The following is a 23,348-nucleotide window of genomic DNA, read 5'->3' on the forward strand; positions in this document are numbered from 1 at the left end:
TTCCATGCGAACCGACTCTTCTCCCGGCACCCTGCCGGCGCGGGAGCACCTCCCGGCCGGAGACGCCGGTACGCCTGTCCTGGACGTAGTGATCCCCGTCCACAACGAGGAGAAGGACCTCAGGCCGTGCGTCCGCAGACTGCACGAGCACCTCACGCGCACCTTCCCGTACGCCTTCCGCATCACCGTCGCGGACAACGCGTCCACGGACACCACCCCCCAGGTGGCGGCGCGGCTGGAGGCGGAGATCCCCGAGGTCGTCACCTTCCGCCTGGAGCAGAAGGGGCGGGGCCGGGCCCTGCGGACCGTGTGGTCAGCCTCCGAGGCGCCGATCCTCGCCTACATGGACGTCGACCTGTCCACCGACCTCAACGCCCTGCTGCCGCTGGTGGCACCGCTGATCTCCGGCCACTCGGACCTCGCGATCGGCTCCCGGCTCGCCCGCACCTCCCGGGTCGTGCGCGGCCCCAAGCGGGAGTTCATCAGCCGGGCGTACAACCTGATCCTGCGCGGCTCGCTCCAGACCCGCTTCTCCGACGCGCAGTGCGGCTTCAAGGCGATCCGGCGCGACGTGGCGCAGGTGCTGCTGCCGCTGGTGGAGGACACCGGCTGGTTCTTCGACACCGAGATGCTGGTGCTCGCCGAGCGCGCGGGGCTCAGGATCCACGAGGTGCCGGTCGACTGGGTCGACAACCCGGACTCCACCGTGCACATCGTGCGGACCGCGACCGACGACCTCAAGGGCGTCTGGCGGGTCGGCAAGGCGCTGGCCACCGGCTCGCTGCCGCTGGACCGGCTCGCCCGGCCCTTCGGCGACGACCCGCGCGACCGCGAACTGACCAACGTCCCCAGGGGACTCGCCCGGCAGCTCGTCGGGTTCTGCGTCGTGGGCGGCCTGTCCACCCTGTTCTATCTCCTGCTGTACAGCGTCTTCCGGCAGTTCTCCGGCGCCCAGGTCGCCAACGCGCTCGCGCTGCTGGTCTCGGCGGTCGCCAACACGGCCGCCAACCGCCGGCTCACCTTCGGGGTGCGCGGCCGGGGCGGCGCGGTACGGCACCAGGCGCAGGGCCTGGTCGTCTTCGGTATCGGACTGGTCCTGACCAGCGGTTCTCTCGCCGCCCTGAACGCGGCCGGCGGCCACCCGGCGCACTCCACCGAGCTGGCGGTGCTCATCGCCGCCAACCTCGCCGCGACCGTGCTGCGGTTCCTGCTCTTCCGCGCCTGGGTCTTCCCGGACCGCGGCGAGCCCGGCACCGGCTCCCCGGCCGCCGCAGCCCACTCCGTCTCCTCGCCCACCTACGGCACGAGCCCGCTTCCGGCCCCGCCGCACGGGTCCACCCCACCGCACGGGTCCACCCCGCCGTACGGCACGACGGCCGTGCCGTACGCCCCGCTGCCCCAGCGGCCGACGCCGTACCCGCAGCCGTACGGGCAGCCGCCCCAAACCGCCCAGGTCCGCGCGGGTGAAGCCGCGGGCGGCCGCTGGAGGGACGTCACCATGCGACTGCAGCCGGTGCGCCCGCACGACACCGATCCGGGGGAGTCCCGATGACCGTCCACCAGGAAGACAGCCGTACGCCCGTCTGGGGGCCGCCGCCGACCGCCCCGCCGCGCGCCCCCGAGGCCGGTGCGCCCAAGCAGCCGGTCGCCCGCAGACTGTGGTGCGGCCGGCCCGAGGACCCGCGCTGGGCGCGCCCCGCCTTCCTCGGTCTGCTGGCCGCCACCCTCCTGCTCTACCTCTGCAACCTCAGCGCCTCCGGCTACGCCAACTCCTTCTACTCGGCCGCCGTGCAGGCCGGCAGCAGGTCGTGGAAGGCGTTCTTCTTCGGCTCGCTGGACGCGGGCAACGCCATCACCGTCGACAAGCCGTCGGCCTTCCTGTGGCCGATGGAGCTGTCGGTGCGGGTCTTCGGGCTGAACTCCTGGGCGATCCTCACGCCCCAGGTGCTGATGGGCGTCGGCACGGTGGCGGTCGTGTACGCGGCCGTGCGCCGCCGCTTCAGCCCGGCCGCCGGTCTGATCGCGGGCGCGGTGCTCGCGCTCACCCCGGTCGCCGCGCTGATGTTCCGGTTCGACAACCCGGACGCGATGCTGGCCCTGCTGATGGCGCTGGCCTGCTACTTCGTCGTACGGGCCGTGGAGGACGGGCGGACCGGGTGGCTGGTGCGGGCGGGCACCGCGATCGGCTTCGCCTTTCTCGCCAAGACGCTCCAGGCCTTCCTGATCCTTCCGCCGCTGGCGCTCGTGTACGCGGTCTGCGGGCCGGTGCGGCTGCGCAGGCGGCTGGGTCAACTGGCGCTCGCCACCCTCGCGCTGGTCGTCTCCGGCGGCTGGTGGGTCGCGATCGTCGAGCTGTGGCCGGCCTCCTCCCGCCCCTACATCGGCGGTTCGCAGAACAACAGCTTCCTGGAGCTGACCTTCGGCTACAACGGCCTCGGCCGCATCAACGGCGACGAGACCGGCAGCGTCGGCGGCGGGGGCGGCGCGGGCGGCTCCGGCCGCTGGGGCGCCACCGGGTGGGACCGGATGTTCGACTCCGAGATCGGCGGCCAGATCTCCTGGCTGCTCCCGGCCGCGCTGATCCTGCTGGTCGCGGGCCTGTGGGCGACGCGGAAGCGGGGCCGCACGTCCGTCACGCGCGCCTCGTTCCTCGTCTGGGGCTGCTCGCTGCTGATGACCGCGGCGGTCTTCAGCTACATGGCGGGCATCTTCCACCAGTACTACACGGTGGCCCTCGCGCCCTACCTCGCGGCCGTCGTCGGCATGGGCGCCGGGCTGCTGTGGGAGAAGCGGCGGGAGCTGTGGGCGTCGGTCACCCTGGCCGCCTCCGTGGTCGCGGCGGCCGCGTGGGGCTACGCCCTGCTCAACCGCACCTCCGGCTATCTGCCCTGGCTGAAGTGGCTGGTGCTGACCGGCGGCCTGGCGGCCGCGCTGGGGCTGGTCTTCGCCGGCCGGATCTCCCGCCCGTTGGCCCTCGGGGCGGCGGCGGTGGGCCTGGCGGCCGCGCTCGCCGGTCCGACCGCGTACACGCTCAGCACGGTGGACTCCGCGCACACCGGCTCCATTCCGACGGCGGGTCCGGCGGGCGCGAGCACGATGGGCTTCGGCGGCGGCCGGGGTCCCGGCGGCGGCACCGGCGGCATGCGCGGCGGCTTCGGCGGCGCGGGCACGCCCGGTCAGCCGGGCCAGGGCGGGCAGGGGCAGCAGAACGGCGGCGGCTTCCCCGGCGGCGGCACCGGCGGCTTCCCCGGCGGAGGCATGCCGGGCCAGAACCGGCAGAACGGCAACGGGAACGCGCAGGGACAGGGACGAACCGGCGGCGGCTTCCCCGGCCGGACGGGCGACGGCGGCGGTATGGGCGGGGCCGGCGGCCTGCTGAACGGCGCGAACGTGTCCTCGGCCGCCAAGAAGCTGCTGGAGCAGGACGCCGCGACGTACACCTGGGTGGCCGCGTCCATCGGTTCGCAGAACGCGGCGAGTTACCAGCTCGCCACCGGTGACCCGGTGATGGCGATCGGTGGCTTCAACGGCACCGACCCGTCCCCGACACTGGCCCGGTTCAAGAAGTACGTGGCGGAAGGAAGGATCCACTACTTCATCGCCGGCGGAGGCATGGGCGGCGGCATGGGCGGCAGTGGCAGCGGCAGCGCCGCGCAGATCAGCTCGTGGGTGCAGAGCACCTTCAAGAAGGTCACGGCCGGTTCGGCCACCTTCTACGACCTCACGCGCAAGGCGGGTTAGCCGGGTGGCCGACGGGGCCGCGCGGAGGCGGAACACCTCCTCGCGGCCCCGGCCGGTCACTCCCCGTCGGACACCAGCCGCGCCGGGAAGCCTCCCGTCGCCACCGGCCCCCACCGCTCCGGGGTCACCCGGATGATGGACTTGCCCTGCTTGAGCATCGCCTGCCGGTACTCGTCCCAGTCGGGATGCTCACCGGCGATGTTCCGGTAGTACTCCACCAGCGGCTCCACCGAGTCCGGCGCGTCGACGACCTCGGCCGTGCCGTCGATCTGCACCCAGGGGCCGTTCCACTCGTCGCTGAGCACGACCAGGCTGACCCGCGGGTCGCGCTTGGCGTTGCGGGTCTTGGCCCGCTCCGGGTAGGTGGAGACGACGATCCGTCCGGAGTCGTCGACGCCGCAGGTCAGCGGGGACGCCTGCGGCCCGCCGTCGGCGCGGCGGGTGATCAGCAGGGCGCGGTGCCGGGGCCGTACGAAGTCCAGCAGCTCGTCCAGCGATACACGGGTGTTGGTAGCGATGTTCGGTGCCATGGCACGGCAGCCTAGGGGGAGAACCCGCCCCCGTGGCTGACCCTGCTGTGCCTACGCCTGCGGCAGCGAGTCGCCCTGCACCGCCTGGATGTCCAGCTCCACCTTCAGCGTCGTGCCGATCGCGGCGATGCCGGCCTGCAGGACCTGGTTGTAGTTCATGGCGAAGTCCTCGCGGTGCAGCTCGGCCGTCGCGCGGAACGCGGCGCGCGTGCCGCCCCACGGGTCGGCGCCGGTGCCGAGGTAGGCGAGGTCGAGGTCCACCGGTCGTACGACGCCGTGCATGGACAGCTCGCCGTGCACCGTCCAGCGGTCGGAGCCCGCGGCGGTCAGACCCGTGGAGCGGTACGTGATCTCCGGGTGCTGCTCGACGTCCAGGAAGTCCGCGGACTTCAGGTGGGTGTCGCGCATGCCGTTGCCCGTGTCGATCGACGCGGCCTTGATCACCGCCTCCACTCGGGACTTGGTGACGTCGTCCGGCGCGATCTCGATGGTGCCGCCGAAGTCGGTGAACCGGCCGTGCACGCTGGAGATCCCCAGGTGCTGGGCGACGGCGGCGACGGAGGAGTGCACCGGGTCGATGGTCCAGGGGCCGGGCGGCGGCAGTTCGGCACCGCCCTGCCGGGCCAGCGTGACCGTGCCGATCTCGGCCCGGCCGCTCGCGGTCACGATCGCCGAGGAGGCCACGGGCGCGTAGCCGACGGCCGTCACGATCACGGTGTACGCCCCCGGCGCCAGCTCGGTGGTGTCCCGTACGGCTCCCTCGGCGTCCGCCTCGGCGCGCAGCACCTGCGTACCGGTCATGTCGGTCACCGTGACGACCGCGTGCGACACGGCCCACCCGTCCCGCGTACGGATCTTCGCGGTCAGTCCCATCCCGTTTTCTCCCTGCAAGCCTGTGAAGGCCCTCGAAGCCTTGCTCAATCGGTCTTGGCACACCGGCCCGTGGCGCGCGCCGGAAACCGGCAGGTCGTGTGCGCGCCACGGGCCGCGGCGGAACTACTCGCCCGGGTGGGCGAGTTCGATGTCGTGGCCGTCGACACCGCTGCCGGCGACGGTCAGGGCCGTCGCCACCGGCGGGTAGCCCGTCGCGATGACGGTGTACTCGCCGCTGTCCAGGTCGGCGAAGGCGTACGCCCCGTCGGCCCCGGTGGTGGCGGTGCCGACCACGTTGCCCGCCTGGTCGAGGAGCGTCACCCGCGCGTCGGCCAGCGGACCGTGCGGGGCCCGGACGACGCCCTGGAGTCGGGCGCCGGCGTCCAGGTCGATCTCGATCCGGGTGAGCCCGGTGGCGCCGATCTCGACCGGCAGCGCGCGCGGCCGGAAGCCGCTCGCGTTGACCGCCAGGGTCACCGTGCCCGGCACCAGGTCGGTCAGGGCGAAGTCGCCCTGCTCGCCGGTGGCGGCGGTGGCCAGCAGGTCGCCGCGGACGTCGGTGACGATCACCATGGCGTCCTTGACCGGCAGCGCGCTCCCGGCGGCCCGGACCACACCGGTCAGCCCGCTGGTGCCGCTGAGCAGGATGTCGTACGACAGCGGCTCCTCGCCCACCACGACGGTGGAGGCCTGCGGCTGGTAGCCGTCGGCGGAGGCGATCAGGACGTACGACCCGGCGCCCGGGGCGTCGACGGAGTAGGAGCCGTCGGCCTGGGCGACCGCGCGGCCCAGCTGGCGGCCGGACAGCGAGATCAGGGTGACCGCGGCCTGCGGGACCGGGGCGCTCTCGGCGCCGCGGACGAAGCCGTGCACCGGGGTGCCGCCGCCCGTGCCCGCGCCGGGCTCGGCGAGCGTGGCGATGGCGGTCGCCGCCGGCTGGGCGGCCGTGGCCGTGGCCCCGGAGGTGTCCGGCACGGCGGGGGCGGCCCAGCCGGGCACCCGCTCCCGGGCCGGAGCCTCGGCGGCAGCCTCCACGGCGGGGGCGGCCTCGGCCGGCACCTCGGCCGGAGCGTCCCCTGCGGCGGCCTGCGCGAGCGCGCCCTTGGTCTTCAGCGGGACCTCCTTGATGAACAGCGTGATCAGGAACGCGGCGGCGGCGAGGCAGCCGGCGATGAAGAAGACGTCCGCGATGCCGTGGCCGTAGGCGCTCTCCAGCAGCGTCCGGATGGGCGCCGGGAGCTTGTTCATGTCCGGGATGCTGTCGGTCGAGCCCGAGCTGCCCGCGAGGGCCGCCCGGTACCTGGGGCTGAGCGCGGCGACGCCGTCGTGGACGTAGTGCGTGATCCGTCGGGACATCACGGCACCCAGCGCGGAGACGCCGACCGCACCACCGAGGGAGCGGAAGAAGGTGACCGTGGAGCTGGCCGAGCCGAGGTCGGAGGGCGCCACCTGGTTCTGCGTGGCGAGCACCAGGTTCTGCATCATCATGCCGATGCCGAGACCCAGCAGCGCCATGAAGACGGCCATCTTCCAGTAGTCGGTGTCGTACCGGATGCCGCCGAGCAGCACCAGTCCGGCCGTGACCAGCACGCCACCGCTGACCAGCCAGGCCTTCCAGCGGCCGGTGCGGGTGATGAACTGACCCGAGACGGTGGAGGAGACGAACAGACCGCCGATCATCGGGATGGTCATGACGCCGGACATCGTCGGGGACTTGTCGCGTGCCAGCTGGAAGTACTGGCTGAAGAACACGGTGCCGGTGAACATCGCGACACCGACGAACAGCGAGGCCAGCGACGCCAGCGTGATGGTGCGGTTCCTGAACAGGCGCAGCGGGATGATCGGCTCGCTCGCCTTGGCCTCGACGAGCACGAAGACCGCGCCGAGGACGATCGAACCGCCGACCATCGCGTAGGTCTGCCAGGAGATCCAGTCGTACTTGTCACCGGCGAAGGTGACCCAGATCAGCAGCAGGGAGACGGCGGCGGAGATGAAGAACGCGCCGCCCCAGTCGACCTTGACCTCCCGCTTGACCACGGGCAGGTGCAGGGTCTTCTGCAGCACGATCAGCGCGATGATCGCGAAGGGGACGCCGACGTAGAAGCACCAGCGCCAGCCCAGCCAGGAGGTGTCGGTGATGACACCGCCGAGCAGCGGGCCGCCGACGGTGGCGACGGCGAAGGTGGCGCCGAGGTAGCCGGAGTAACGGCCGCGCTCACGCGGGGAGATCATCGCCGCCATGACGATCTGCGCCAGCGCGGACAGACCGCCGACGCCGATGCCCTGCACTACACGGCAGGCGATCAGCATGCCGGGGTTCTGCGACAGGCCGGCCGCCATCGAGGCGACCACATAGATGATCAGGGCTATCTGGACGAGGGCCTTCTTGCTGTACAGGTCGGCGAGCTTGCCCCACAGGGGAGTGGCCGCGGTCATCGACAGCAGGGCGGCGGTGACCACCCAGGTGTAGGCGGACTGGCCGCCGCCGAGGTCCCCGATGATGTGCGGCAGGGCGTTGGAGACGATCGTGGACGACAGGATCGCCACGAACATGCCGAGCAGCAGCCCGGACAGGGCCTCCATGATCTGCCGGTGCGTCATCGGGGCGTCGCCGTGGGAGCCTCCCCCGTGCTTGGCGTGAGCCCGCACACCGGCTGGTGTGGTCGTTGCCATGGGCTTCCTTCTCTTACGTGCTTGCGGGTGTACGGGTGGTCTCTTCGAGTGCGGGAGCGGGGAGCCGGAACGCGGTGGCCCGGCAGTCGCCGAAGGACGCGCGCAGGCGGGCCATCAGCCGGATCAGCTGGGCCACCTCGTCGTCGGTCCAGTCGGCGAGCCGCTCGGCGAGCAGACGCGTGGTCCGCCGGGACAGCTCGTGCAGTTGCTCCAGGCCCGCGGGCGTCAGCCGCAGGATGCGCGAGCGCTTGTCCGCCGGGTCCGGGTGCCGCTCGATCCAGCCGCGCGCGGCGACGTGCGCGACATGCCGGCTGGTGACCGACATGTCCACGGCGAGCAGCTCGGCGAGCTTGCTCATGCGCATGTCTCCGTGGCGGCCGAGCAGAGTCAGCACGGCGGCCGAGCCGGCCGGGCAGTCGGGGGGCAGGATCCGCCCCATGTCCCGTTTCACGGCTCCGACGGCACTGAGCTGACGCGCCAGCTCTTCGAACTGCGCCTGCTCGGCCATCACACCTCCCGATTTGTTGCTTAGGGCAACCATAATCCGATTGGTTGCTGCAGGCAAATAAAACGGGATCCAGTGGCGCAAAAACTTGGCAAAGGCAAGTATTGCGATCGTAAACACCCTGGTGGGTGCGGGTGAGGTGCCCCTGTCTGTCCGGGTGGCCCCGCACTTGGGTCGGTCACCTGGATTCGCTAGTGTCTCGGGCCATGGCTAACACCCAGGGCCCTCAGGGCAATTACGACCCCGCCGGCAGCACCCAGATGTTCCGCGCGTTCGTCGAAGAGGCTCCCCAGGGCCGGCAGCAGCAGGCGGCCACCTCCTCCGGCCCCCGCATCGGCCTGATCATCGGCGTCATCGTGGCCATCGCGGTGGTGGCCGGCGTCGCCTGGCTGGCGCTGAAGTAGCACGCACCGCCGGGCGGTCTGCGCGACGGGGCCGCCGGCGCCTCCGACGGGAGGGGTACGTCCCGCGTCCCGGTGTGCATGCCCGGAGCCCGGTGCGGGTGAGGCGGCGGCCGGGGCGCCGGTGTCATGCGACCGGCTGTGCGCCGCGTGCCGTACTCGCTACGGGGCCCGCAGGACGGTGTGTGGGGGTGCGCTCCGCGCCGGGCCGCCGGAAGCGGCGGCCGGTGCGCCTCCCGTTCGGGTGAACAGGGCGTGCCGGTACCGGAGTCGTCCCTGTTTCCGCTCCCTCCCTCGAGCGGCGCCGGTGATAGCGAGCCGGTCGGGGTGACGGCGGCCGTCCCGTGCTCTGCGGTGCCGACCGCGGTGACCGCCGCCCGGCCCGGCGCCGTCGGCCCAAGCGCCGAGGACCCCGCCCAGGACGACGAGGGCCACCGACGCGGCCGCGACGACGCCGTGGCGGCCAGGTACGGCTCCGGCGTGCGCGCCGCCGGCCGCGGCGGGGAGCCGCAGCCGCCGGACGGCCCTGCGGTGGCGCCCTCGGCAGCGGGCTAGTCGGAGATCAGGCCCTCCCGCAGCTGCGCCAGCGTGCGGGTCAGCAGCCGGGAGACGTGCATCTGGGAGATGCCGACCTCCTCGCCGATCTGGGACTGGGTCATGTTGGCGAAGAAGCGCAGCATGATGATCCGGCGCTCCCGGGGCGGCAGCTTGGCCAGCAGCGGCTTGAGCGACTCGCGGTACTCCACGCCCTCCAGCGCCGCGTCCTCGTAGCCGAGCCGGTCGGCCAGGGAGCCCTCGCCGCCGTCGTCCTCGGGGGCCGGGGAGTCGAGGGAGGAGGCGGTGTAGGCGTTGCCGACCGCGAGGCCGTCGACCACGTCCTCCTCGGAGACGCCGAGCACGGCGGCCAGCTCGGTGACCGTCGGGGAGCGGTCCAGCTTCTGCGACAGCTCGTCGCTGGCCTTGGTGAGGGCCAGGCGCAGCTCCTGCAGGCGGCGCGGGACGCGCACCGACCACGACGTGTCGCGGAAGAAGCGCTTGATCTCGCCGACCACGGTCGGCATCGCGAACGTCGGGAACTCCACGCCCCGTTCGCAGTCGAAGCGGTCGATCGCCTTGATCAGGCCGATGGTGCCGACCTGGACGATGTCCTCCATCGGCTCGTTGCGGGAGCGGAAGCGCGCGGCCGCGTAGCGGACCAGCGGCAGGTTGAGCTCGATCAGGGTGTCGCGGACGTAGGCCCGTTCGGGGCTGTTCTCGTCGAGTGCGGCCAGCCGCAGGAACAGGGAGCGGGACAGGGTCCGGGTGTCGATGTCCCCGGAGGCCGGCGGGGCCGGGAGATCGGCGGCCGCCGGGGCGGGCGGGGCCGGCACGGCGTCGAGGGCCGTGACGCCCTCGATGCCGTCGAGGACGTCGAGCGCGTCGAGCTCCTTGGGCGCTGCCTCGCTGTTCGCGGGCGTCAGCACCTTCGAGCTGCCCTGGTCTGCGGACATGCCACCCCCTTTGGGTCGCGGGACGGTCGGGGCGGCGCTGTCTTTCGGACAACGCAGCCTTCACCTGAATACCGGCGCGGAAGGCCCGGCAAACGCGTCTCCCGCAGAATGTCACATGTCGGCAACGCGCTGTAGTGACATGTCGACATGCGAGATGCGAATCGGCCCTGGAAAGAGGGGGTCTGACGCTTTGTCGGGTGGAAACTGTCGGCATCTGTGCTGGTGAGCGATTCGCTCGCGGCGGTGAGCGCTCGAGCGGGTTTGCGATGCAGGGGGTGATCCCGGACGTGCTTCCGTGCGCCCGCTGTGCTCCACCCCGATTCCTTCGGTGCGTCCTGTGCGTCCCGTGCCGTTCTATGCGTCGATGCGATTCGCCGAGCGCAGCCGCTGGAAGCTGCGGGCGAGGAGGCGCGAGACATGCATCTGGGACACGCCGAGTTCCGCGCTGATCTGCGACTGGGTGAGATTGCTGTAGTAGCGCAGGAGAAGGATCCGCTGTTCGCGTTCGGGCAGTTGGACGAGCAGATGCCGGACCAGGTCGCGGTGTTCCACACCGTCCAGGGCCGGGTCCTCGTAGCCGATGCGGTCCAGCAGGCCGGGCAGCCCGTCGCCCTCCTGTGCGGCCTCCAGCGAGGTGGCGTGATACGACCGCCCCGCCTCGATGCAGCTGAGCACCTCCTCCTCGCTGATCCTGAGCCGGTCGGCGATCTCGGCGGTGGAGGGGGACCGGCCGTGGAGGGTGGTGAGGTCCTCGGTGGCGCTGTTCACCTGGACCCACAGCTCGTGCAGCCGGCGCGGTACGTGCACGGTGCGGACGTTGTCCCGGAAGTACCGCTTGATCTCGCCGACGACGGTCGGCATCGCGAACGTCGGGAACTGCACGCCCCGGTCGGGGTCGAACCGGTCGATGGCGTTGATCAGGCCGATGGTGCCGACCTGGACCACGTCCTCCATGGGCTCGTTGCGGGAGCGGAAGCGGGCGGCGGCGTAGCGCACGAGCGGGAGGTTCGCCTCGATCAGCGCTCCCCGCACCCGGTTGTGCTCCGGCGTGCCCGGGGTCAGCTCCTTCAGCTCGGCGAAGAGGACCTGGGTGAGGGCTCGGGTGTCGGCCCCGCGCCGTTTCTCGGGGGGCGCGGGGTCCGGGGCAGGAGCGGGGGCCTCCTCCTGGGGCGGCGCAGTACTGGCCGACACGGTCAACGCCACCTCTTCATCACTCAATCATCGGTCAAAAGCGGTCATAGCATCACAAGACATGTGCACGCTGTGCAAGCACCCCCTCACGTCGTGTTGTGTTCAAATTTCGACAAGTTGGGGCTGTACGAGGGGGCCCCGGACACGCGAAAGCCCCCCGCCTTTCCAGCGGGGGGCTTCGCGTGCGTCGGGCTCAGAACTCGTAGTCGGCGATCACCCACGTGGCGAACTCGCGCCACATCGCGACGCCCGCCTGATGGGCCGGGTGCTCCAGATAGCGCTTGAGGGCGTCGGCGTCCTCGACGGCCGAGTTGATCGCGAAGTCGTAGGCGATCGGCCGGTCGCTGATGTTCCAGCCGCACTCCCAGAAGCGCAGCTCCTCGATCTGCCCGCCGAGGGCCCGGAAGGCCTCCACTCCCGCCACGACCCGCGGATCGTCGCGCTCGACGCCCTCGTTGAGCCTGAAGAGGACCAGGTGGCGGATCATGGGGCGTACCTCAGCTCTTTCCTCCGTTGACGACCCAGGTCATGAACTGGCCGATGGCCTTGGCCGCGTCCGATATGCCCTCGAAGCCTATCTGGACGTAGTCCGCCGCCTTGGCCGGGTCCGTGATGATCACATACAGCGCGAAGACCACGAGCACGTATACGGCGATCTTCTTGGCGTTCACCGCCACCGCGGCCTCCCCTGTCCGTGCGCCCCTGTTGCCGGCGGCGAGTGTAACCTTCAGCCCTTTTCCCGGGGCCAACGGTCCGCCGCCCGGGATCGTTTGCCCCGGCCTGTGCGCGAGCGTCCCCGTAAGAGGAGAAGTACGACGAAAAGCGCGACGAGAAAGGGCCCCGTCTTTCGACGGGGCCCTTCTGCGAGCGGTAGCGGAGGGATTTGAACCCTCGGTGACTTGCGCCACACTCGCTTTCGAGGCGAGCTCCTTCGGCCGCTCGGACACGCTACCGAGGGAGACCTTACAGCAAGGTGGCGCGTGCCCTGAAATCGGATTCCGGAGCCCCGGCGGCCGGTCCTGTCAGCGGCCCCGGAAGAAGTCCGTGAGGACCTGGGCGCACTCCGCCGCGAGCACGCCCTCGACGACCTCCGGACGGTGATTGAGCCGGCGGTCGCGTATCACGTCCCACAGCGAGCCCGCCGCGCCCGCCTTGTCGTCCCGGGCGCCGTAGACGACCCGGTCGAGGCGGGACTGGACGATCGCGCCCGCGCACATCGTGCACGGCTCCAGGGTGACCACGAGCGTGCATCCGGTCAGCCGCCACTCGCCGAGCAGGGCGGCCGCCCGCCGGATCGCGAGGACCTCCGCGTGGGCCGTGGGATCGCCCGTGGCCTCGCGCTCGTTGTGCCCGGCGGCGAGCACCGTCGCACCGTCCGCGGACAGCACGACGGCGCCGACGGGGACGTCCCCGCCCTGCACGGCCCGTTCGGCCTCGGCCAGGGCGAGTCGCATCGCGGGCCGCCAGCGGTCGCGCACCGGATCCGGCACGGCGGCCGGCGTGCCGGCGGTCAGCGGACGGTCTCCAGCACCTCCGAGGCGCCAAGGGCCTCGGCGATCGTGCCGAGCGCGTCGTCGGCGTCCAGCGAGCGCAGCTCCTTCTCGCTGATGCCGAGGTCGTCGAGGATCTGGCTGTCGCCGACGGGGCTGTGCGGGACCGCGTCGGCGGCGGCGCCCGGCTCCTCGTCGTCCTCGTCGGACTCGGACTCGCCGTCCTCGGTGCCGTCGAGGTCCAGGGAGTCCAGGTCCGGGCCGTCGTCGGCGCCCGGCTCCCGGCCGAGCAGCTCGTCGGTGAGCAGCAGCTCGCCGTACGCGCTGCGCTGGGCGGCGGCTGCGTCCGAGACGTAGATACGAGGGTCGTCCTCGCCGTCCACGCGGACGACGCCGAACCAGGCGTCCTCCTGCTCGATCAGCACGAGCACCGTGTCCTCGTCGGGAGAGGCTTCCCGGGCCAGGTCGGCGAGATCCGACAGGGTCTCCACATCGTCGAGCTCTGTGTCGCTCGCTTCCCACCCGTCTTCGGTGCGCGCGAGCAGTGCGGCGAAGTACACCGTGACTCTCCCACTGGTCATAGGCGTGCCGGTTGGGGGTCCCCCCGGCGGAGGTACTTGGGCGGAGAGAGCCTGGGCTCCGAGCCCCACCCACTCGGAATCGTGGCAGAAACAAGGCGTTCAGGGGACGTCTTCGGCGCCCTGTGTCTTGCAGCCACCTGCGGATCGTACGCGGCTTTTCCGGGCACACACGCACGCCCGACTCGCAAACGCCCAGCGCGGGCGCGGATCTTCCTTGTCCCAGAACTTCCTTACCGGTTCTTGCACAAGAGGATTCCCAAGCGTGTTCCTCCCTGCATTCGGTCTACCAGCGGAACGTCCGCATGCGCATCGCGTGGCGCAACCGGGCGGCCTTGGCGCGCCGGGGCTGGACCCGGGCGCGCAGCTCACGGGCCTCGGCGAGGTCGCGCAGGAACTGGGCGCGGCGGCGCCGGCGCTCCGCGTCCGTCTCGGGGACGGAACCGCCGCGTGTCGCGGGCCCACCGGCGTCCCCCGGCGCGCCGTCAGGAAGGTCAGGCAGGTCAGGCACGTCTCACCACCCCAGTCCGTCCCTCCCACTTTCCCCCGTACGGCCGCTTCGACGCCAGGGCCGGCGGGCTTTCGTTCGCAGGTACCGTTAGGGGCATGCGTCTCCATGTCGTCGACCACCCCCTGGTCGCCCACAAGCTCACCACGCTGCGCGACCAGCGCACCGACTCCGCGACCTTCCGCCGGCTGGCCGACGAGCTGGTCACCCTGCTCGCCTACGAGGCCACGCGGGACGTGCGCACCGAGGCCGTCGGCATCCGGACGCCGGTCGCGCAGACGACGGGCGTCAAGCTCGCCCGGCCCCGCCCGCTGGTCGTGCCGATCCTGCGGGCCGGCCTCGGCATGCTGGACGGCATGATGCGGCTGCTGCCGACCGCCGAGGTGGGCTTCCTGGGCATGATCCGCAACGAGGAGACGCTGCAGGCCTCCACGTACGCCACGCGCATGCCGGAGGACCTGTCGGGCCGCCAGGTGTACGTCCTGGACCCGATGCTGGCCACGGGCGGCACCCTGGTCGCGGCGATCCAGGAGCTGATCAAGCGGGGCGCCGACGACGTCACCGCGGTCGTCCTCCTCGCCGCTCCCGAGGGCGTCGCCGTGATGGAACGGGACCTCGCGGGGACGCCGGTCACGGTCGTCACGGCCGCCGTGGACGACCACCTCAACGAGCACGGCTACATCGTGCCGGGACTGGGGGACGCGGGGGACCGGCTCTACGGGGCGGCGGAGTAGGTTTCCGGGCCTGACAGGGGCCGGTGGGGCCCCTCGCGGGCGCGAGGACGGGTCCAGGCCGAGCATCATCCGCATCGTGGTGGACGGGCGCCCCTCGCCCGCGGGGGCGGGGGCGATCGGGTCTCCCCGTTCCCGCGCGGTCCGGCCGCAGCCGCGCACCGGCCCCGCGCCCCTGACGTGCCGCCGGTCAGCAGCTCTTCTTCGCGGTGGCCGCCGGCTTCGGGGCGGTCAGGGCCGTCAGCGCCTGCTGTGCCGCCGCCGGCTGGGCCAGGCCCTTGAAGCCGTCGCCGATGACCAGGTCGAGGTCGGTCCCCTTGCGGCCGTCCGTGCGCTGCTCGGCGCCGGCCAGCTGGGTGCCGAGCACCGGCAGCGAGGAGTTCCGGGCCGAGGCGGGGCCGAGCAGGATCCCGGCGCTCTTGACCTTCTTGTCGAACTGCTTGCTCGCGTTGCCCACGTCGCCGATCTTGAAGCCGCGCTTCTTGAGCGCGTCCGCGGTGTCCTTGGCCAGCCCGGTGCGGTCGGTGGCGTTGTAGACGTTCACGGTGATGTCGGCAGGCTTGGGCAGGGATTTCACCTGTGCGGCTGTATCGGTCCGGGGATGGCAGCGGGCCTTCGAGCCGGCCGCCGCGCTCTTCTTGCCGCCGCCGGTGAAGACGTCGATGAGCTGCAGGGTGCCCCAGCCGATCAGGCTGAGCGCGCACACGGACGCCACCACGGCGGCCACCAGCCGGGCGCGTCGGCGCGGCGGGCGCATCCGAGGGTATTTGTCCCCCGTGATCCGGTACTGACCGCCCATGCCGGGGGGTGTGAGCATGCTCATGAGCGCAGCGTAGTGCGCCCGAGCGGCGCTGCCTATTAGATGATCAGTCGATGCCGCTCAGCGGAACCCGAAAGGGTCAAGGGCCATGGGCCGATGGCCGTGTCGCGCCGGGTCAGTCGAGTTCGAGCACGCGCGCGTGCAGCACCTGGCGCTGCTGGAGGGCGGCGCGGACCGCGCGGTGCAGGCCGTCCTCCAGGTAGAGGTCGCCCTGCCACTTGACGACGTGGGCGAAGAGATCGCCGTAGAACGTCGAGTCCTCCGCCAGCAGGGTCTCCAGGTCGAGCTGCTGCTTGGTGGTCACGAGCTGATCGAGGCGGACCGGGCGCGGCGCGACGTCCGCCCACTGCCGGGTGCTTTCCCGGCCGTGGTCGGGGTACGGCCGGCCGTTTCCGATGCGCTTGAAGATCACACGGAAAGCCTACCGGTCAAGACCTTCCGGGCGCAGCCATGGCGGCGGAGTGCGGCGATTGAAAAGATGGAGCGAATCGCGCAAACGGGTTACTACCGGGAGTTGCTGGGCCGGATGCCGGGGCCCGGGGAAGCCCGGGCGAGTCGCCGGCTCGGTGCACGGGAGTGTTGTGCACAGGCTGTGGACCGTGAGCCGGCGGTTCGGCCCGGGGGTCACACCGTGCGCGGTACGGCCTTGGCGCGGCCGCGGATGCCGAACGCGGTGACGATCTCCCCGATCCCCACGACGACCAGCCAGATCCCGGCGACGAGGGTGAGCACGGCGACCGAGTGGAACGGCGAGTCGATGAGCACGATCCCGGCGATGAAGGTGATGACGCCGAGGAAGATCTGCCAGCCACGGCCCGGCATCCGGGAGTCGTGCAGGGCAGCCAGCGTCTGGGTGATGCCGCGGATCAGCCAGCCGATGCCGATCCACAGGGCGAGCAGCAGGATCGACTGCATGGGCCCGCGGAAGCAGAACAGGCCCAGGAGGATCGACAGGGCGCCGCTGATGAACGCGAGGACGCGCAGCGAGGTCGTCATGTGCGTACCGAAGGCGGAGGCCAGCTGGAAGATGCCGCTGACGACGAGATAGACGCCGAAGAGGACGCCGGCGGCGAGGAGGGAGGGGCCGGGCCAGACGAGGATCAGGACGCCGAGGATCAGCGAGGCGATCCCGGTGACCAGGACCACCTGCCAGGCGGCCCGGGACAGGGCGTGCAGGGACCCCTCGAACGGCGGCTCGGGCTCCCGGCGTTCGCCGGCCGGCGGTGCGGCGGCGTGGACGTTCCGGTCGTCGTACTCACGGCCCCAGTTCGGACCGCTGTTCGGTGCCTCGGTCATGGTTCATGCTGTGACCGGTGCGAGCGGCCCTGCTATCGGGGGCGGGCCGATCGGGTGAACACCGGCCGGCGGATCCGCCGAAGGCCCCGCCGACATGGGCGCTCCTGCTCGCGAGGGGAAGGGGGAGCGTGGCTGCCCTGCCTACCCGCGGCAGGCCTTCGTCGACCGGCCTCGCTCTACCCGCTGTGGGCCTTCACCGTCCCAACGGTCTACCCGCCGTGGGCCTTCACCGCCCCAACCGCCTAACCGCCGGAGGCCTTCGCTGCCTTGGCCGCCGCCTTCATCTCCTGCTTGTGCGCCCTGACCTTGGCCAGTGACTCCGGCCCGGTGATGTCGGCCACCGACCGGAAGGACCCGCGCTCGCCGTACGCCCCGGCCGCCTCCCGCCAGCCCTCGGGGGTGACGCCGAGCTGCTTGCCCAGCAGGGCGAGGAAGATCTGTGCCTTCTGCTTGCCGAACCCGGGCAGGTCCTCCAGCCGCTTCAGCAGCTCGGAGCCGCTGCGCACGTCCCGCCAGACCGCCTCCGCGTCCCCGTCGTAGTGCTCCACGAGGTACTGGCACAGCTGCTGGATGCGTTTGGCCATCGAGCCCGGGTAGCGGTGCACGGCCGGCTTCTCGGCGAGCAGCGCGGCGAAGGCCTCCGGGTCCATCGCGGCGATGTCGTGCGCGTCGAGGTCTCCGGAGGGTCCGACGCCGAGCCGGTCGGCGATGGTCCGGGGGCCCTTGAACGCCCACTCCATCGGTACCTGCTGGTCCAGCAGCATCCCGGTGAGCGCGGCCAGCGGGGACCGTCCGAGCAGCGCGTCGGCCTCCGGTTCCTGGGCGAGATGCAGGGTGACGTCCATGCGCCGATGATCCCGCGCGCGAGGCGGCGGCGCGCGTCGGACCGTGGTCGCGTACGATCCCTTCACAGAAGAGTTAGGGAAGGCTTACCTAATAAACCTCGGAAGGGCTCCCGGTGGCCATCGAGACGTACCGCGACGCCTGGGGCATCCCCCATCTACGGGCCTCCAGCGCCCGCGAACTCGCCCGCGCCCAGGGCCGGGTGACCGCACGGGACCGAGCCTGGCAGCTGGAGGTCGAACGGCACCGCGCGCAGGGCACCTCGGCCGCCTTCCTCGGCGCCGACGCCCTCTCCTGGGACGTCCTCGCCCGCCGGGCCCGCCTCGACGACACCGCCCGCCGCTGCTTCGCCGCGCTGGAACACCGGGATCCCGAGACGGCCGACTGGGTGCGCTGTTACGCCGACGGCGTCAACGAGGGCCTGCCCGCCGGCGCCGACCGGGCGCCCGAGTTCGCCCGCACCGGCCTCACCCCCGGGCCCTGGCGGCCCTGGACCCCGCTCGGCGTCTGGCTCGCCACGCATCTGCTGTTCGCGGGGTTCCCGGCCAAGCTCTGGCGCGAACAGGCGATACGGCACCTCGGCCGCGGCGCCGTCGCCCTGTTCGCCGCCGACGGCCGCGGCACCGCGGGCAGCAACGGCTGGCTCGTCACCGGCGCGCGTACCGCCACCGGCCACGCCCTGATCGCCGGCGACCCGCACCGCTTCATCGAGGACCCCGGCGTCTACCAGCAGATCCGCCTCTCCTGCCCCGAGTTCGACGTCATCGGCCTCGCCGTACCCGGCGTCCCCGGCATCGCCCACTTCGGCCACACCGGCACCGTCGCCGAGCCCCCGGCCTACCCGGAGGTCCTCCTCCCCTGGCTGGCGCTCGTACCACGCATCGGCCACGCCCTGGAACACCTGCTGCGCGCGGAGGAGTTGTACGGCATCGACCGCCTGGCCGCGGTCCGCGCGGCCCTCGAGGAGGTGGCCGCCGGGCCGCCGACCGGCACGTGGGCCGACACGCACCGCCTCACCCCCTGGCGGGCGCTCCCGGACGCAGCGGGGGACGACCGGGAGCCCGGTCTCGCGGGCGACCACGACTGCGTGCTGTGCACCTCCGCCGTCCCCGGCCTCACCGACCGCGCCGCCCGCGGTCCCGCCGCCCGTTACGTCTGGGACCTCGCCGACCGCGCGGCCAGCCGCTGGATCGTCCCCTTCGGCGCGGACGGCGTCCCCGGCAGCCCGCACCACCACGACCAACTCCCCTTGTGGCTCAGGGGAGAACTGGTCCCCGTCGGCACCGACTGGACCCTGCTCACCCGCGACTCCGACACCGACTCCGACACAGCCACCGACTCCCAAACCGCCACCGACTACGACACCGACACCGCCACCGCCACCGACTCCGACACCGAGGGGACCCGATGACCGCCCCGCACGAACAGCACGTCGACGGTTTCGGCACCGTCCGCATCCGCCCCCTCGACCCGGCCTCCGACGCGGACGTCGTCCACGCCTGGGTGAGCGAGGAACGCGCCGTCTTCTGGGGCATGAACGGCCTCACCCGGGACCAGGTCGCCGAGATCTACGCCCACATGGCCGGCCTCGACACCCACCACGCCCACCTCGTCACCAAGGACGGCGTACCGGCGGCCCTGTTCCAGACGTACGAGCCGGCCGCCGACCGGGTCGGCGCGTGCTACGACGTCCTCCCCGGCGACCTCGGCGTCCACGTCCTGCTCGCCCCGCCCGGCCCCGACGGCCCGCGCCCCGGCTGGACTTCGGCACTGCTGACGGTGCTGACGGCGTACGCGCTGCGCGTCCTCGACCGGCGCAGGCTCGTGGCCGACCCGGACGTACGCAACACCAGAGCGATCGCCCGCTTCGAACGCCAGGGCTTCGGACGCGGTCCGGAGGTCGTCCTGCCCGAGGTGGACCTCCCGGACGTGTACCTGCCGGAGAAGCACGCTCAACTGGCCTTCCTGGAGCGGACGGCACTCTGAGCACTCCGGCCGGTCTCTGCGTACTCATACGAGGCACGCGGCGAAGGAGGCGACGACGTGCGGCTGCACGACCGGCACCGGCGATGGGCACGACGGTTCACCCTGCTCTGTACGGGCCTCTTGCTCCTCCTCATCGGTACGGCGGCCCCCGCGTCCGCCCACGCGGCCCTGCGGACGACCGACCCGGCCGACGGAACCGTCCTGCGCACGGCCCCCCGGCACATCACCCTGACCTTCACCGAGTCGGTCGGCCTGCTCACCGACTCCGTGCGCGTCTACGACCCCGCCAACCACCGTCTGCGCACGGGCCCCGCCGAGCACGCCGGCGGCTCGGACACGGCCCGCGTCGCCCTGCCCGCCCGGCTCGCCGGCGGCACGTACACGGTGGCCTGGCGGGTGGTGTCGGCGGACAGCCACCCGGTGTCCGGCGCGTTCACCTTCTCGGTCGGCAAGCGCACGGCGACCACCGCGAGCCCGGTCCCCGACCGCACCGAGAACCCCGCCACCGCGGCCTTGTACAACATCGCCCGCTACCTCGCCTACCTCGCCGTGGCCGTCCTCCTCGGCACGGCGGCGTTCGTGGGGTACTGCCGCCCGCCGACGGCGGCCCCGCTGCGCACCCCCGTGCTGGCCGCCGCCTGGACCCTGCTCGGCACGACGACCGCGCTGTACCTCCTGCGCGCCCCGTACGAGGAGGGCGCCCCGCCCGCGGTCTCCCTCGGCGCGCTCAGCCACACGGCCACCACCCGCCCCGGCGCGCTCCTGCTCATCCGCCTGGCGCTGCTGATCCTGGCCGGGACCGTCATCGCGTTCCTGCGGGCCCGCCGCAGAAGGCTCCCGCGCCGTACGACGCTCGCCGTGGCCGCCGCCGTGTCCGTCCCGCTCGCCCTGACCTGGACGGCTGCCGACCACGCCTCGGCGGGCGTCCAGGTTCCCCTGGCCATCGCCTCCGCCACCCTCCATCTGCTGGCCATGGCGGCCTGGGTGGGCGGTCTGGCGGCCGTCCTGCGCACCCTGCGGCGCACCTCCCTCGCCACGGTGGCCCGTTTCTCCCGCCTGGCCTTCGCCTCGGTGACGGTCCTGGTCGTGACCGGCGTCTACCAGTCGTGGCGGGGCCTCGGTTCCTGGCAGGCGCTCAGCGGCACGACGTACGGCCGGACCCTGCTGGCCAAGCTGGCGGCGGTCACCGCGCTCCTCCTGGCGGCGGCCTGCTCCCGGGCCTGGACGACCCGCGTGGCCCGCGAATCGCGAACCGCCGAGGTCCACGAACCCCAAGCCACCGCGGTCCGTGAACCCCAGCCCGCCGCGGTCCGTGAACCGCAAGCCGCCGCGGTTCGCGAGCCCCGATCCGCCGCGGTCCGCGTCCCCGAACCGGCCACTGGCCCCCCGCTCCCCCCGGGACCCCCTGCCCCGCCCCCGCCGCCGGCCTTCCACATCCTGCGCCGCTCGGTGCTGGCGGAGGCGGCCGTCGCGGCGGTGGTCCTGGCCCTGACGACCCTCCTGACCAGCACGGCCCCCGGCAGGGTGGCCGAGGAGACCGCGGCGGCCCCGACCCCCGCGGCCGGCACCTCGGCGGCCGGCATCCCGGCGGCCTCCGTCACCACGATCCCCTTCGACGCGGGCGCCGGCGGCCACGGCAGCGTCCAGGTCACCCTGGACCCGGGCCGGGTCGGCCGCACCTCCGTCCAGGCGGTGGTCTACGGACCCGACGGCGGCCTGTCCACGGTCCCCGAACTCCGCGTCACCCTCACCCTCGCCGCCCAGCGGATCGGCCCCCTCGACACCAGGGTCACCGACCGAGGCGGCTACTGGGGCGCCGACTCCTTCGACCTCCCCCTCCCGGGCACCTGGACACTGAAGGTCACGGTCCGGCTGTCCGAACTGGACCAGGTGACGGTGTCGGCACCGGTGCGGGTGACGCGGTAGGCGGGGGCCGGGGCCTCGGCACCGGCGCGGATGGCAGGGTGCGGCGCGCGCTCGCCACATGCATGTGACGGGAGTCATCCTCACGAAGGTCGCCCGGCAAGCCGGAGACGGCCTGTGGAGCCGCCTGGAGTGAGCCGGCTTCGGGGCCTCCCCGAGTGAGCCGAGACGCCGACCGGGACGGAAACCAGGGCGGGCGAACGCCAGAGGGCCGGGCCACTGTCGTGGCCCGGCCCGCTGAACCGGCGGAGGATACGAGATTCGAACTCGTGAGGGGTTGCCCCCAACACGCTTTCCAACTGTCCGCGTGGTCGTCCGGGGGCGTTCGCGGGGGTTCGCGCGGCAGGTCAGAGGCGGTGTACGGACGGCGGCGAACCGTGGCGGCCGTCAGCGCACTGGACAAAGACCAGGACCAGGACAAGGACCGGTGCCGTGCACCTACCTCCATGGCTCGTCACCGGGGTGCACAGGAGAAACTGTGCTCGCACAAGAAGGGACGTGGGATCATCGTCACCATGCCAAACCCGGACGCCGCCACTCGAACACTGACCGTTGCTGGGCTATTCGCTGGCATTGGCGGAGTCGAGCTCGGGCTTGAGGCGGCAGGCATGCAGACCGAGCTGCTCTGCGAGTGGTGGGAGCCCGCTCAGGCCGTGCTTCAGCAGCGATTCCCGGGCATCCCGCTGCACGACGACATCCAGACCCTGCCAACGCTTCCTGACGTAGATGTCGTGACGGCCGGTTTCCCCTGCACGGACCTGTCCCAAGCGGGACGGACGGCCGGCATCCACGGGGAAGCGTCCGGGATGGTCAAGCACCTCATCAAGCTGTTGGGCGATGCTTCCCCGCAGTGGGTGGTCATCGAGAACGTACGGAACATGCTCGCGCTGGACCGCGGCACTGCCATGGAGTACCTGGTCGGTGAGTTCGAGCGGCTCGGCTACACGTGGGCGTACCGACTCGTGGACTCTCGCTTCACAGGCGTGCCGCAGCGACGCCAGCGAGTGATCTTCGTCGCTTCTCGTACGGAGAACCCCTGCTCAGTGCTCTTCGCGGACGACGCAGGCGAACGTTCTGAGAGTGACTACCGAGAGGACGCTTATGGCTTCTACTGGACGGAAGGCAACACCGGCCTAGGCTGGGCGCAGGATGCTCTGCCGACCCTGAAGGGTGGCTCGGCACTCGGCATCCCATCGGCGCCGGCCATGTGGGTACGCGGAGCCGAGCCGGGACGGGCCATTCTGACGCCGAGGATTGAGGACGCCGAAGCTCTGCAAGGCTTCCCTCGAGGTTGGACTGAGCCGGCTCTTGAGAAGGCAAAGCCCGGCGTCAGATGGAAGCTGGTAGGCAACGCCGTCACCGTCGGTGTCTCTGAGTGGCTGGGGCGTCGGCTAGTCGACCCCGGCACGTATGACGAGTCGAACCAGGAACCGCTCGTGAAGGGGATGCGCTGGCCCACGGCTGCTTGGGGTAGTGCGAGCCAGCGCTGGTCCGTCCCAGTGAGCTTGTGGCCCGAAAGGCATAAGTACCAGCACCTCTTGGACTTGATCGACGTGGACAAGGCTGCCCCCTTGAGCCTTCGCGCGACGGCGGGTTTCCACGGCCGACTGCTCAAGAGTCGGCTCCGCTACCCGCAGGCCTTCTCGGACGCGCTCAAGCTGCATGCGGAGCAGATGTCCATCTGTGTGCCTGCCTAGTGGAGCTGCTCGCACGAAAACTCGTCTCTCACCCCGCCGTCCTTCGTACGGACGGTGGGGTGAGTGGCTGCT

General features: G+C 72.0%; 24 protein-coding genes and 1 tRNA gene. 9 read left to right on the forward strand and 16 right to left on the reverse strand.

All coding sequences use genetic code 11. The annotated features are described in order from the left end of the window. Positions 1 to 4 precede the first annotated feature (4 nt). Both OG956_RS18015 and OG956_RS18020 read left to right on the forward strand, forming a co-directional pair. On the forward strand, positions 5 to 1,552 hold the full coding sequence (locus OG956_RS18015; protein WP_330338997.1) for a bifunctional glycosyltransferase family 2/GtrA family protein: 1,548 nt from the start codon (positions 5 to 7) through the stop codon (positions 1,550 to 1,552). Continuing rightward, positions 1,549 to 3,741 carry an ArnT family glycosyltransferase gene (locus OG956_RS18020; RefSeq protein WP_330338998.1) on the forward strand — a complete coding sequence of 731 codons (2,193 nt, stop codon included), beginning with the start codon at positions 1,549 to 1,551 and terminating at the stop codon, positions 3,739 to 3,741. Before OG956_RS18015 ends, OG956_RS18020 begins: the two co-directional genes overlap by 4 nt. 56 nt (positions 3,742 to 3,797) lie before the next feature. Here the strand turns inward: OG956_RS18020 and OG956_RS18025 are convergent, their stop codons facing one another. From OG956_RS18025 to OG956_RS18040, 4 genes are all read right to left on the reverse strand, one after another. Next, positions 3,798 to 4,271: a PPOX class F420-dependent oxidoreductase gene (locus OG956_RS18025; protein WP_330338999.1), complete on the reverse strand. Its 474-nt coding sequence runs from the start codon at positions 4,269 to 4,271 to the stop codon at positions 3,798 to 3,800. Between the two features lie 51 nt (positions 4,272 to 4,322). After that, positions 4,323 to 5,144, reverse strand: a complete 822-nt coding sequence (locus OG956_RS18030) for a YceI family protein (RefSeq protein WP_330339000.1) — start codon at positions 5,142 to 5,144, stop codon at positions 4,323 to 4,325. A gap of 123 nt (positions 5,145 to 5,267) precedes the next feature. Further along, on the reverse strand, positions 5,268 to 7,817 hold the full coding sequence (locus OG956_RS18035; RefSeq protein ID WP_330339001.1) for an MFS transporter: 2,550 nt from the start codon (positions 7,815 to 7,817) through the stop codon (positions 5,268 to 5,270). A 13-nt stretch (positions 7,818 to 7,830) separates the two neighbouring features. Beyond that, positions 7,831 to 8,325, reverse strand: a complete 495-nt coding sequence (locus OG956_RS18040; protein ID WP_330339002.1) for a MarR family winged helix-turn-helix transcriptional regulator — start codon at positions 8,323 to 8,325, stop codon at positions 7,831 to 7,833. A gap of 203 nt (positions 8,326 to 8,528) precedes the next feature. On the opposite strand from OG956_RS18040, the gene OG956_RS18045 reads away from it, so the two are divergent. Together OG956_RS18045 and OG956_RS18050 are read left to right on the forward strand one after the other, a co-directional pair. Further along, a complete protein-coding gene (locus tag OG956_RS18045) occupies positions 8,529 to 8,726 on the forward strand; it encodes a hypothetical protein (protein ID WP_330339003.1) in 198 nt (65 codons plus the stop codon). Positions 8,727 to 9,077: 351 nt separating this feature from the next. Further along, positions 9,078 to 9,278, forward strand: coding sequence for a hypothetical protein (locus OG956_RS18050; RefSeq protein ID WP_330339004.1), 201 nt, complete (start codon positions 9,078 to 9,080; stop codon positions 9,276 to 9,278). Here the strand turns inward: OG956_RS18050 and OG956_RS18055 are convergent. From OG956_RS18055 to OG956_RS18090, 8 genes are all read right to left on the reverse strand, one after another. Continuing rightward, positions 9,275 to 10,213: an RNA polymerase sigma factor SigF gene (locus OG956_RS18055; protein ID WP_330339005.1), complete on the reverse strand. Its 939-nt coding sequence runs from the start codon at positions 10,211 to 10,213 to the stop codon at positions 9,275 to 9,277. The two genes, OG956_RS18050 and OG956_RS18055, sit on opposite strands and share 4 nt — an antisense overlap. Positions 10,214 to 10,567: 354 nt before the next feature. Beyond that, positions 10,568 to 11,410 carry an RNA polymerase sigma factor SigF gene (locus OG956_RS18060; RefSeq protein WP_330339006.1) on the reverse strand — a complete coding sequence of 281 codons (843 nt, stop codon included), beginning with the start codon at positions 11,408 to 11,410 and terminating at the stop codon, positions 10,568 to 10,570. Positions 11,411 to 11,597: 187 nt separating this feature from the next. After that, positions 11,598 to 11,891 carry a Dabb family protein gene (locus tag OG956_RS18065; RefSeq protein ID WP_330339007.1) on the reverse strand — a complete coding sequence of 98 codons (294 nt, stop codon included), beginning with the start codon at positions 11,889 to 11,891 and terminating at the stop codon, positions 11,598 to 11,600. 10 nt (positions 11,892 to 11,901) lie between these two features. Next, positions 11,902 to 12,081, reverse strand: coding sequence for a hypothetical protein (locus tag OG956_RS18070; protein WP_330339008.1), 180 nt, complete (start codon positions 12,079 to 12,081; stop codon positions 11,902 to 11,904). A gap of 191 nt (positions 12,082 to 12,272) precedes the next feature. After that, a tRNA-Ser gene (locus OG956_RS18075) sits at positions 12,273 to 12,357 on the reverse strand. A 69-nt stretch (positions 12,358 to 12,426) separates the two neighbouring features. After that, positions 12,427 to 12,858: a tRNA adenosine(34) deaminase TadA gene (gene tadA / locus OG956_RS18080; RefSeq protein WP_330342878.1), complete on the reverse strand. Its 432-nt coding sequence runs from the start codon at positions 12,856 to 12,858 to the stop codon at positions 12,427 to 12,429. A 56-nt stretch (positions 12,859 to 12,914) separates the two neighbouring features. Continuing rightward, entirely contained in the window at positions 12,915 to 13,454 is a 540-nt protein-coding gene (locus tag OG956_RS18085; protein WP_330342879.1) for a tRNA adenosine deaminase-associated protein, read from the reverse strand. 304 nt (positions 13,455 to 13,758) lie between these two features. Next, the gene (locus OG956_RS18090) at positions 13,759 to 13,974 is read right to left on the reverse strand and encodes a hypothetical protein (protein WP_443065683.1); all 216 of its coding nucleotides are present in this window, start codon (positions 13,972 to 13,974) and stop codon (positions 13,759 to 13,761) included. Positions 13,975 to 14,078: 104 nt separating this feature from the next. On the opposite strand from OG956_RS18090, the gene upp reads away from it, so the two are divergent. Further along, positions 14,079 to 14,714, forward strand: a complete 636-nt coding sequence (gene upp, locus OG956_RS18095) for a uracil phosphoribosyltransferase (RefSeq protein WP_330339010.1) — start codon at positions 14,079 to 14,081, stop codon at positions 14,712 to 14,714. A gap of 187 nt (positions 14,715 to 14,901) precedes the next feature. On the opposite strand, the gene OG956_RS18100 is transcribed toward upp, so the two are convergent. The 4 genes from OG956_RS18100 to OG956_RS18115 form a co-directional block, all read right to left on the reverse strand. Further along, a complete protein-coding gene (locus OG956_RS18100; protein WP_330339011.1) occupies positions 14,902 to 15,534 on the reverse strand; it encodes a LytR C-terminal domain-containing protein in 633 nt (210 codons plus the stop codon). A gap of 112 nt (positions 15,535 to 15,646) precedes the next feature. Further along, positions 15,647 to 15,943, reverse strand: coding sequence for a type II toxin-antitoxin system VapB family antitoxin (locus OG956_RS18105; RefSeq protein WP_004943146.1), 297 nt, complete (start codon positions 15,941 to 15,943; stop codon positions 15,647 to 15,649). 212 nt (positions 15,944 to 16,155) lie between these two features. Continuing rightward, positions 16,156 to 16,827: an HdeD family acid-resistance protein gene (locus tag OG956_RS18110; RefSeq protein ID WP_330339012.1), complete on the reverse strand. Its 672-nt coding sequence runs from the start codon at positions 16,825 to 16,827 to the stop codon at positions 16,156 to 16,158. Between the two features lie 242 nt (positions 16,828 to 17,069). Continuing rightward, positions 17,070 to 17,672: an HhH-GPD-type base excision DNA repair protein gene (locus tag OG956_RS18115; protein ID WP_330339013.1), complete on the reverse strand. Its 603-nt coding sequence runs from the start codon at positions 17,670 to 17,672 to the stop codon at positions 17,070 to 17,072. Between the two features lie 113 nt (positions 17,673 to 17,785). Between OG956_RS18115 and OG956_RS18120 the strand changes: the two genes are divergently transcribed. The 4 genes from OG956_RS18120 to OG956_RS18135 all read left to right on the forward strand — a co-directional run bounded on the left by OG956_RS18120 (position 17,786) and on the right by OG956_RS18135 (position 23,276). Next, entirely contained in the window at positions 17,786 to 19,081 is a 1,296-nt protein-coding gene (locus OG956_RS18120; protein ID WP_330339014.1) for a penicillin acylase family protein, read from the forward strand. After that, positions 19,078 to 19,656 (forward strand): GNAT family N-acetyltransferase, encoded by a 579-nt coding sequence (locus OG956_RS18125; protein WP_330339015.1) that lies wholly within the window; start codon positions 19,078 to 19,080, stop codon positions 19,654 to 19,656. Before OG956_RS18120 ends, OG956_RS18125 begins: the two co-directional genes overlap by 4 nt. A gap of 57 nt (positions 19,657 to 19,713) precedes the next feature. Continuing rightward, positions 19,714 to 21,582 (forward strand): copper resistance CopC/CopD family protein, encoded by a 1,869-nt coding sequence (locus OG956_RS18130; protein WP_330339016.1) that lies wholly within the window; start codon positions 19,714 to 19,716, stop codon positions 21,580 to 21,582. A gap of 512 nt (positions 21,583 to 22,094) precedes the next feature. Next, complete coding sequence (locus tag OG956_RS18135; protein WP_330339017.1) at positions 22,095 to 23,276, forward strand: DNA cytosine methyltransferase; 1,182 nt, start codon at positions 22,095 to 22,097, stop codon at positions 23,274 to 23,276. Positions 23,277 to 23,348: the final 72 nt, after the last annotated feature.

It is taken from the genome of Streptomyces sp. NBC_00557 (genome assembly GCF_036345995.1).
Lineage (GTDB): Bacteria > Actinomycetota > Actinomycetes > Streptomycetales > Streptomycetaceae > Streptomyces.

Bases quoted from the DNA above. Each gene is read 5' to 3' on its own strand.
- OG956_RS18020 (WP_330338998.1), top strand. From the start codon at position 1,549: ATGACCGTCCACCAGGAAGACAGCCGTACGCCCGTCTGGGGGCCGCCG.
- OG956_RS18115 (WP_330339013.1), bottom strand. From the start codon at position 17,672: ATGGACGTCACCCTGCATCTCGCCCAGGAACCGGAGGCCGACGCGCTG.
- OG956_RS18055 (WP_330339005.1), bottom strand. From the start codon at position 10,213: ATGTCCGCAGACCAGGGCAGCTCGAAGGTGCTGACGCCCGCGAACAGC.
- OG956_RS18030 (WP_330339000.1), bottom strand. From the start codon at position 5,144: ATGGGACTGACCGCGAAGATCCGTACGCGGGACGGGTGGGCCGTGTCG.
- OG956_RS18100 (WP_330339011.1), bottom strand. From the start codon at position 15,534: ATGAGCATGCTCACACCCCCCGGCATGGGCGGTCAGTACCGGATCACG.
- OG956_RS18045 (WP_330339003.1), top strand. From the start codon at position 8,529: ATGGCTAACACCCAGGGCCCTCAGGGCAATTACGACCCCGCCGGCAGC.
- OG956_RS18135 (WP_330339017.1), top strand. From the start codon at position 22,095: ATGCCAAACCCGGACGCCGCCACTCGAACACTGACCGTTGCTGGGCTA.
- OG956_RS18110 (WP_330339012.1), bottom strand. From the start codon at position 16,827: ATGACCGAGGCACCGAACAGCGGTCCGAACTGGGGCCGTGAGTACGAC.
- OG956_RS18015 (WP_330338997.1), top strand. From the start codon at position 5: ATGCGAACCGACTCTTCTCCCGGCACCCTGCCGGCGCGGGAGCACCTC.
- OG956_RS18065 (WP_330339007.1), bottom strand. From the start codon at position 11,891: ATGATCCGCCACCTGGTCCTCTTCAGGCTCAACGAGGGCGTCGAGCGC.
- upp (WP_330339010.1), top strand. From the start codon at position 14,079: ATGCGTCTCCATGTCGTCGACCACCCCCTGGTCGCCCACAAGCTCACC.
- OG956_RS18025 (WP_330338999.1), bottom strand. From the start codon at position 4,271: ATGGCACCGAACATCGCTACCAACACCCGTGTATCGCTGGACGAGCTG.
- OG956_RS18040 (WP_330339002.1), bottom strand. From the start codon at position 8,325: ATGGCCGAGCAGGCGCAGTTCGAAGAGCTGGCGCGTCAGCTCAGTGCC.
- OG956_RS18035 (WP_330339001.1), bottom strand. From the start codon at position 7,817: ATGGCAACGACCACACCAGCCGGTGTGCGGGCTCACGCCAAGCACGGG.
- tadA (WP_330342878.1), bottom strand. From the start codon at position 12,858: ATGCGACTCGCCCTGGCCGAGGCCGAACGGGCCGTGCAGGGCGGGGAC.
- OG956_RS18125 (WP_330339015.1), top strand. From the start codon at position 19,078: ATGACCGCCCCGCACGAACAGCACGTCGACGGTTTCGGCACCGTCCGC.